Source organism: Prevotella sp. AM23-5, from assembly GCF_003473645.1.
GTDB classification, from domain to species: domain Bacteria; phylum Bacteroidota; class Bacteroidia; order Bacteroidales; family Bacteroidaceae; genus Prevotella; species Prevotella copri_A.
This window is the reverse complement of record NZ_QUCG01000095.1, coordinates 1-9017: the sequence shown is the minus strand read 5'-3', so window position 1 is coordinate 9017 and position 9017 is coordinate 1. Positions and strand designations below refer to the sequence as shown.

Here is a 9017-nt window from a genome sequence, read left to right as displayed (position 1 = left end):
TCATTTTTATTATTATAGTTCATATTTATTATATACGTTATTAGTTATTGCTATTGATAAATTTTCGAATGCAAAAATAAGAAAATAAACAAGAACCGCCAACACTTTCTTGAATTATTTTGGGAATAAAGCACAAAAGGTCAAACATCAAGCAAATAAAGCAAATAAATGAGTCGGAAGCAGGGATAAATACTCCAGATTATCACATCCATATCATAACAATCACTAAAAAAATCATTAAACTCGGAATTTCTTAGTATCTTTGCCCCGCAAACATCATGTATCATACAATCCAAAAGAGACAAAAAAAATAAAGCTATATGAAACTCAAAATACATTTCAGTCACAAGGAGGAGCTTTGGAACTCCTGGTCGCATGCAGGAGGCATCCTGATGGGCGTTGTCGTAGGAGCCATCTTCCTTTATTGGTGCTTTACCATGCACAACGGATGGGCCACGGCAGGCATCATCCTTTACCTGTTCGGCATGCTGATGTCGTACATCGCCTCTACCACCTACCACGCCATCTCAGCCTGGAGCAAATGGAAGGAGCGACTGCGCAAATGGGATCATGCCGCCATCTACTGGCACATTGCCGGTTCTTACTCTCCTATCACCCTGATTGCGATGCGCGAACAAGGCTATTGGGGATGGAGCCTCTTTATCTTCATCTGGACATGCGCCATAGCAGGCACGGTGATGAGCTTTGCCAAACTCAAGGACCACAGTAATCTGGAGACGCTCTGCTTTGTGGGTATGGGATTATCGGTACTTGTCGCATTCAAGCCTCTGATAGATTCCGTATCCCCAGCCACGGTTATCTGGATTATCGCAGAGGGCGTCTGCTACATCACGGGTGCCGTGTTCTACAGTATCAACAAGAAGAAATACATGCACTCCGTGTTCCACTTCTTCGTCCTGGCAGGTAGCGTCTGCCACATCATCGCCGTTTGGGACATTCTGATGAAATATATCTAAACGACTCAAGAATAGAAACCAAGAATAAGAATCAAGGCATCGAAAAGTGAAGGCTTTTCGATGCCTTTGTTTTTTAGAAAAACATCCTTTTTCTTTTATGACCAATGCCCTTGCCTTTATATAATAAGGTGATAATGTTAACATTACGTTAAAGTATGAAAATAATTGCCCAAAAGTTTGGAACTTATTGGGAAAAAGCATACCTTTGCAGTGTTCTATTGAAGTAGTACACTAAAACATTAAAGATTATGATACAGATTAAAGACATTGATTTCAGATACCCAGGTAGCAAGCACCTTGTATTTAGAGATTTCTCTTTGGAACTCAAGGAGAACAATATTTATGGCTTGCTTGGTAAGAACGGTACTGGCAAGAGCACCCTGCTCTACCTCATCAGCGGATTGCTCCGCCAGCAACAAGGTACCGTTCTCGTGGATGGCATTTCGGCACAAGATCGCAAAGCCGAGATGCTGAAGGACATCTTCATGGTGCCCGAGGAATTTGAACTGCCCAACGTTTCCCTCGCCACCTACGTGAAGATGAACCAGGGTTTCTATCCTAACTTCTCGCAGGAAGTGCTGGACCGTTGCCTCAAGGATTTTGATTTACCACTCTCTCTCAAGTTGAACGAACTCTCGATGGGACAGAAGAAGAAGGTATTCATGAGTTTCGCACTCGCCACGGGTACCCGCTTTCTTCTGATGGACGAGCCAACCAATGGTCTCGACATCCCATCGAAGAGCCAGTTCCGTAAGGTCATCGCCAACAACATGACGGAAGACCGCACCCTCATCATCTCTACTCATCAGGTGCACGATGTAGAGTCGTTGCTCGACCACATCATCATCATGAACCAGAGCCAACTGCTGCTCGACGCATCTATTTCAAACATCTGCGAGAAATACACCTTCGAATACCGCAACCCACAGGAAATGGACGACACCGTGCTCTACACCGAGCCAACCCTGCAGGGCAATGCAGCCATCTGCAAGCGTCAGGAGGGAAAACAGGAAACACAGATGAACCTGGAGTTGCTCTTCAATGCAGTAATTAATGGAAAATTAAACGATTAAAAATTAGACGATTATGAAAAAGAATTTCGATTTACATAGATTAAGCATGGTACTTCGTTGGGATATTCTCACCAACTGGCAGCGTCATCTTGGAGCTACAGCAGGTCTCGCCATCGGCATTTCCCTCTATTGTGTATTGCGACTTTTTAGCATGAGATATTGGATTAACTCAACCGATGTAGAGCTGGCTGGTCATCAATACCAGGTAAGTGTTTGCATGTTCTTTTCTGTAGTAGCATTCATCGCGTTCTACGTCTTGGCAAGTTGTATATTCAATAACATGAAGACTAAATTGCAAAGAGAGAGTTTCCTGATGCTTCCTGCTTGTAATCTAGAGAAGTTTGTGGCCCGACTACTCATGATGAGTATCGGTGCTTTGGTTCAACTTTTTGCAGCAGTAATCTTGGCCGATGTTATACAGTTCATCTTTAGTTTCATCATCACTCCAGATTTTCATATCAGCATCACCTGGGCTGTGCTCAGCCATATTATTCCCATAATTCAACCTTTCGACAACGACTGGCTGAAATGGATTACCCTCTATTCATTCATACTATTTTCCCATTCTTTCGCAACACTTGGCGGAACATTCTATCGCAAGCTGCCTGTATTGCTAACAGCTTGCACGGGCATTCTTCTTAGTATGATTTTGGGATACATAATCAACAAATTAGGAGAAGCTGGAGTTTTTGATTTCTTCAGTCATATTAACTTCAGCAATGGTTCCACAGCTGACTATTGTATAACAATTACAGCATTCTTTGTTTTCCTGGCTTTGGCAGCCTTCAACTATTGGGCATCCTATAAGCTCTTCACCCGCATGCAGGTTATCTGCAACAAGTGGATCAACATCTAGGAATTAAAATTTGAAGATTATGAATTTCAGTAACGATAAAGCAATATACGTACAGATAGCCGAGCGACTGAGCGATGAGATTCTGGCGGGCAAGTACAAGGAAGACGAGCGAATACCGAGCGTCAGGGAATACGCCGTGCTGCTGGAGGTGAATGCCAACACAACCGTGAAGGCATACGACCTGCTTGCCACCGACGAGATCATCTACAACAAGCGAGGCCTGGGCTACTTTGTTTCCGCTGGAGCCAAGAAGCAGATTAAGAAAACCCGCAAAAAGGAGTTTATGAAAGAAAGACTCCCGGAACTCGCCCGACAAATGCAGCTTCTCGACATCTCCATCGACGAAGTGAAGGAAGAGTTGGAGAAGAATCTCAAAAAGATAAGGATATGATGACACTATTCATCCTCAAATATATATTTATAGCTTCTGTCTTTGCCTTATATATAATAAGGTGTATGTAATAACGTTTTAAAAAAAGAGTTACGCTTGCAACTTTCAGAAGGTTGCAAGCGTCTAACGTTTAAAATTCATATCAATAAACAAGCGTATTATATGTCATTAATTCATCTAAAAGACGTCAATAAGACCTACCAGGGTGCTCAGCCACTCCATGTGCTGAAGGGCATCGACCTCGACATCGAACGTGGCGAGTTCGTCAGCATCATGGGTGCTTCCGGCTCGGGAAAATCCACCTTATTAAATATACTGGGTATTCTCGACAACTACGATACGGGCGAATACCGACTCAATGATGTGCTCATCAAAGACCTCTCGGAAACCCGTGCTGCCGAATACCGCAACAAGATGATCGGCTTCATCTTCCAGTCGTTCAACCTCATCTCGTTCAAGACGGCGGTGGAAAACGTGGAGCTTCCACTCTTCTACCAGGGCGTGAGCCGCAAGAAGCGCCACGAACTGGCGATGGAATATCTCGAAAAACTGGGCTTGAAACAATGGGCCAACCATTATCCTAACGAAATGTCGGGAGGACAGAAGCAGCGTGTAGCCATCGCCCGTGCCCTCATCACCAAACCCGAAATCATCCTTGCCGATGAGCCTACCGGAGCCCTCGACTCCAAAACGAGCGTGGAAGTGATGGACCTGCTGAAGGAACTGCACCAGAAAGAGGGAATGACTATCGTGGTGGTAACCCACGAAAGCGGTGTAGCCAACGAGACCGATAAGGTTATCCATATCAAAGACGGACTCATCGGAAGCATCGAAGACAACAGAGACCATCATCTCGTATCGAAAGACTACGTGAAATAACTTTGAACTTGGAACATGAGAGAATTAATCAAAGAAATATGGAGCACGTCGAAGCGCAACAAGCTCCGCACTTCGCTCACGGGATTTGCCGTTGCCTGGGGAATCTTCATGCTGATATTCCTGCTGGGCGCCGGCAACGGACTGATTAATGCCCAGTTGCAGCAAAGCACCCGATTCCTTGCCAACTCCATGCGAGTATTCCCAGGCGAAACCTCCAAGGCTTACAAGGGACTGAAGGAAGGCAGAAGCATCACGCTCAACGACAGGGACATCCTCATCAGCAACCAGACCTACGGCCAGTACGTGGATGATGTGGGTGGAAGATTGGAACAGTATAACGTGAACATCAACTACGGCGATAATTATGTGGCAAGCCAGTCATTGGTGGGTGTGGCTCCTACACATCCCAAAATCGACAAGACGGAGCTGATTGCCGGACGATTCATCAACGAAATCGATATGAAGGACCAGCGCAAAAATGTGGTGCTGAGCCGAAGCCAGGCCAAGGAACTCTGCAAAGACTACCGTTCGCTGGTGGGCAAGAACGTAAAGATCAGCAACCTCAACTTCCAGGTAGTGGGAATCTACAAGGATGATGAATCGCGCAACAATACCGAAGCCTTCATCGCCTACTCCACCATAAAGACCATCTATGCCAAGGGCGATGATGCAGGAAGTCTGGAGTTCACCATCAAGAATCTGAAGACCCAGGAGGATAACGAGCAGTTTGAGAAGAACTATCGTGCCAGCATCAACAACAACCATCAGGCTGCACCCGATGACGACCGCACCATCTGGCTCTGGAACCGATACATGGACAATATCCAGATGAACCAGGGAATCGCCATCATGCAGACGGCACTCTGGATAGTGGGTCTGTTCACCCTGCTGAGCGGCATCGTGGGTGTTAGCAACATCATGCTCATCACCGTGAAGGAACGAACCCGAGAGTTTGGCGTAAGAAAAGCCATCGGTGCCAAACCTTGGTCGATACTGAAGCTCATCATCACCGAGAGCATCATCATCACCTCATTCTTCGGCTATATCGGAATGGTCTGTGGCGTGGCGGCAAACGAAATCATGGACGCAACCATCGGCCACACCACCATAGATACCGGACTGTTTAAAGCCGCCATGTTTGTGAACCCTACGGTGGGCCTCGGCACCTGCATCGGTGCTACCATCGCCATCGTCATCGCAGGCACCATCGCCGGACTCATCCCAGCCATCAAGGCTGCAAGAATCCGACCGATAGAGGCGCTGAGAGCGGAGTAATGCAAAATGTTGAATGTTAAGTGTTGAATGTTGAATTCATTCTTGCTTACACCTTATTATATATAGAGAATAGGCTATGCGATTAGATTTAGATACATATAAAGAGATTCTTGATACCATCACGAGGAACAAGAGCCGCAGTCTGCTTACGGGCTTCGGCGTGTTCTGGGGCGTGTTTATGCTCATCGCCCTGATGGGTGGCGGTCAGGGACTGAAGGAGATACTGCAAAACAACTTCGCAGGCTTCGCCACCAACACCGCCATCATCTGGGCGCAGAACACTACCAAGCCCTACAAGGGATTCAACAAGGGGCGTTCCTGGCAGATGGAAGAGAAAGACCTGGAGCGACTGCGCCACAGGGTGCCCGAACTCGATGTCATCACCCCGCTGCTCTTCGGAGGCAACAAGTCGGTGGTGTTTGGCGACAAGAAATTCAGCGGCAGCACCCAGGGCGTGAATCCCGATTACGCCCAGGTTTCCGCACCTAAAATGTTTTACGGCAGATACATCAACGAGATGGATGTGCGCCGCCAGCGCAAGGTTTGCGTCATCGGCAAACAGATTTACAAGACCCTCTTCCCCGGCGGCGGTGACCCGTGCGGCAAGAGCGTGCGAGTGGATTCCACCTATTACACGGTGGTGGGTGTGGATTACCGCTCGGGAAATGGCGTGAACTTCGGCGGTAGAGCCGACGAAACCATCACCATTCCGCAATCCGTGCTCCGCACCGCCTACAACCGCGGAACAGCCATCGACATCATCGCCACCACCGGTAAGCCGGGCGTGGTGATGAGCAGCATCGCCCAGCGAATGCGTGAAACCATAGCCAGGGCTCACAACATCGACCCTTCAGACGAAAAAGGAATCATGGTGTTCAATACGGAGGTGCTCTTCCAGATGCTCGACAACCTGTTTAAGGGTGTCAACTTCCTCATCTGGCTGGTAGGTATCGGCACCCTTCTCGCCGGCGCCATCGGAGTTTCCAACATCATGATGGTAACGGTGAAGGAACGAACCACCGAGATAGGCATTCGCCGAGCCATCGGCGCCACGCCAAAGATGATTCTCTCGCAAATCATCTCAGAGAGTATTATCCTCACCCTGGTGGCAGGCATGAGCGGCATCATCTTCGGAGTAGCCATCCTGCAGATGCTGGAGATGGCGAACACCACGGATGGCATTCTCACCGCCCACTTCCAGGTAGATTTCTGGACAGCCATCTCCTCAGCCATCCTCATCTGCATCCTCGGTGGCCTAGCCGGACTTGCCCCAGCGTGGCGAGCCATGAGCATCAAGCCGGTAGATGCAATGAGAGACGAATAAAAGAAAAATAAGATATAAAAGATATGAAAAAGTATTCAAAGTTGATAGTTGCGGCGATAGTCGCCTTGATTTTCATCGGAACCTTCGTGTTCCTTTATGAGAAATCACAGCCTAAGCCTGTGGAATATACCGAGTTTACCCCAAAGATGGGCGATGTGTTGAAGACCACAGTGATTACGGGTAAGATCGAACCTCGCAACGAGGTGAACGTAAAGCCTCAGATTAGCGGTATCATCACCGAAATCTGCAAGCAAGCAGGCGATTTCGTGCAGGCAGGCGAGGTAATCGCCAAGGTAAAGGTGATTCCGGATATGGGACAGCTCAGTTCGGCACAGGCTCGTGTGCGCCTTGCCGAGATTAACCTGAAGCAGGCACAGGTAAACTACGGTCGCGAGGAACAGCTCTACAAGAAGCAGCTGGTCAGCGCCGATGAGTTTGATAAGGTAAAACAGTCGTTGCAACAGGCAAAGGAGGAGAAAGTTGCCGCCCTTGATGCGCTCGAAGTGGTTCGTGATGGTGTTTCCAAGAGCAACGCCAGTGCCTCTTCCACCCTCATCCGTTCTACCATTTCGGGAATTATCCTCGATATTCCTGTCAAGGTGGGTAACTCCGTGATTCTTGCCAACACCTTTAATGACGGAACCACCATCGCCAGTGTGGCAAACATGAACGACCTCATCTTCCGTGGCAACATCGACGAAACCGAAGTGGGCAATCTGGTAGTGGGAATGCCGATGAAGATTACCATCGGAGCGATGCAGGACCTGAAGTTTGATGCCGACCTGGAGTACATTTCTCCAAAGGCTGTAGAGAACAATGGTGCCAACCAGTTTGAGGTAAAGGCAGCCGTCCGCTCTGTAAAGGGCGGCAAGATCCGTTCCGGCTACAGCGCCAACGCCGAGATAGTATTGGCAAAGGCTAACCACGTGATTACCGTGCCCGAGAGTGCTATCGAGTTCAGCGGCGACAGCACCTTTGTTTATATCGTAAAGGGCAGCGGCGAGAAGAAGACCTACGAGCGCAAGCAAGTAACCACCGGCTTGAGCGATGGTGTGAACATCGAAATCAAGAAAGGCCTGAGCCTGAAGGACAAGGTAAGAGGTCCGCAGGTTGTGGCAGACAACAAGGATGATGAAGAATAATCTTAGCAGTATAGAATAAGCAGTAAAAGCCAAAGGGGGGATGAACACAAAATGCCCCCTTTGGCTTTTACTACTTATTGATAACGTTTAAAATATCCTGACGTATCTTCTCATTGGTACCATTCACCATATAACGTATCAAGCCATCCTCACCTAGGACGATGAAGAGAGGAAAACCGCCTGAGCCAACAAATTTCACGAAATAATTATCACCATAAAGATGAGTCCAATTGAAGCCACGTGCCTCCGTTATCTTCCTTACCTTATCAGCTTTCTCGAAGTTTACAGAGAGAAATATCACATTAGGATACTTATTCTTCCACTCCGAAAGGATAGGCATTTCTCGCAAACAAGGTCCACAGCCTGAATACCATGCGTTGATAACTACCTTATGTCCCTTGAGCGATTGTTCTGTCCAAAGTTTTCCGTTCAAATCGTACAAAGTAAAGGAACCTGGCAACGGCTTGCCACACAATGCGTCAGTATTCTCGTTATGCCTCGTCAAAGACAACATCTGCTGATTGGTCTCTATTTGGTCTTCTATCTCTGATAGAGATTTCACTCTACTGCGAGGTATCTCATATTTTTCCCATTCCTTAGGTATAGTAAAGTTGGGATACATCGTAAAAATCATCAAGTTGCCATTTTCTCCATACTTGATGGCTGACATAGACTTTACCTTCGATACATCCAAAGGCAAATCCTTGACATAGAAATGTCGATTCACCATTATACTAGGAGACAGCAAACTATCTGCTTGTTCCTGTACGACAGGAGTTTCCTGTGCGCTTGCAGCAAAAGGCATCATCGCCAAAAGCAACGCCATCATCATTTGTTTTATCATTTTCTTTTCCATTGTATATCTCTTTTATATGTTTCCTACATACTTATTCTTATTAGAAAATACGCAACTCTTACCATTGAGTAAACTAAAGGAACGCACTTTTAACTTTTATTTGTATTGGTAACTTGCCCTTTCATCCCTCTTTTTTTTGCAAAAGTACGAAAAAATAAAGAAACTACAACAGAATGTCTCTATAAAATTAGAAAAAAGCAGAACTTTCATCTGAAGAAAGTACGTATTTTTTATAAGTGATTGA

General features: G+C 46.8%; 9 protein-coding genes. 8 read left to right on the top strand and 1 reads right to left on the bottom strand.

Annotation, left to right across the window (positions count from 1 at the left end; all coding sequences use genetic code 11):
- The first annotated feature begins 320 nt into the window (after positions 1 to 320).
- The 8 genes from DW657_RS15465 to DW657_RS15430 all read left to right on the top strand — a co-directional run bounded on the left by DW657_RS15465 (position 321) and on the right by DW657_RS15430 (position 7917).
- On the top strand, positions 321 to 977 hold the full coding sequence (locus DW657_RS15465; protein ID WP_089545411.1) for a hemolysin III family protein: 657 nt from the start codon (positions 321 to 323) through the stop codon (positions 975 to 977).
- A gap of 248 nt (positions 978 to 1225) precedes the next feature.
- A complete protein-coding gene (locus tag DW657_RS15460; RefSeq protein ID WP_118313330.1) occupies positions 1226 to 2050 on the top strand; it encodes an ATP-binding cassette domain-containing protein in 825 nt (274 codons plus the stop codon).
- A gap of 13 nt (positions 2051 to 2063) precedes the next feature.
- Positions 2064 to 2906 (top strand): hypothetical protein, encoded by an 843-nt coding sequence (locus DW657_RS15455; protein WP_147381975.1) that lies wholly within the window; start codon positions 2064 to 2066, stop codon positions 2904 to 2906.
- 19 nt (positions 2907 to 2925) lie between these two features.
- A complete protein-coding gene (locus DW657_RS15450; protein WP_117663920.1) occupies positions 2926 to 3297 on the top strand; it encodes a GntR family transcriptional regulator in 372 nt (123 codons plus the stop codon).
- Between the two features lie 162 nt (positions 3298 to 3459).
- Positions 3460 to 4176: an ABC transporter ATP-binding protein gene (locus DW657_RS15445; protein ID WP_006848206.1), complete on the top strand. Its 717-nt coding sequence runs from the start codon at positions 3460 to 3462 to the stop codon at positions 4174 to 4176.
- A 15-nt stretch (positions 4177 to 4191) separates the two neighbouring features.
- Complete coding sequence (locus DW657_RS15440) at positions 4192 to 5451, top strand: ABC transporter permease (RefSeq protein WP_118313328.1); 1260 nt, start codon at positions 4192 to 4194, stop codon at positions 5449 to 5451.
- A gap of 76 nt (positions 5452 to 5527) precedes the next feature.
- Positions 5528 to 6775 carry an ABC transporter permease gene (locus DW657_RS15435; protein ID WP_118313327.1) on the top strand — a complete coding sequence of 416 codons (1248 nt, stop codon included), beginning with the start codon at positions 5528 to 5530 and terminating at the stop codon, positions 6773 to 6775.
- Positions 6776 to 6798: 23 nt separating this feature from the next.
- The gene (locus DW657_RS15430) at positions 6799 to 7917 is read left to right on the top strand and encodes an efflux RND transporter periplasmic adaptor subunit (protein ID WP_118313326.1); all 1119 of its coding nucleotides are present in this window, start codon (positions 6799 to 6801) and stop codon (positions 7915 to 7917) included.
- Between the two features lie 70 nt (positions 7918 to 7987).
- Here the strand turns inward: DW657_RS15430 and DW657_RS15425 are convergent, their stop codons facing one another.
- Complete coding sequence (locus DW657_RS15425) at positions 7988 to 8761, bottom strand: TlpA disulfide reductase family protein (protein ID WP_233547151.1); 774 nt, start codon at positions 8759 to 8761, stop codon at positions 7988 to 7990.
- Positions 8762 to 9017: the final 256 nt, after the last annotated feature.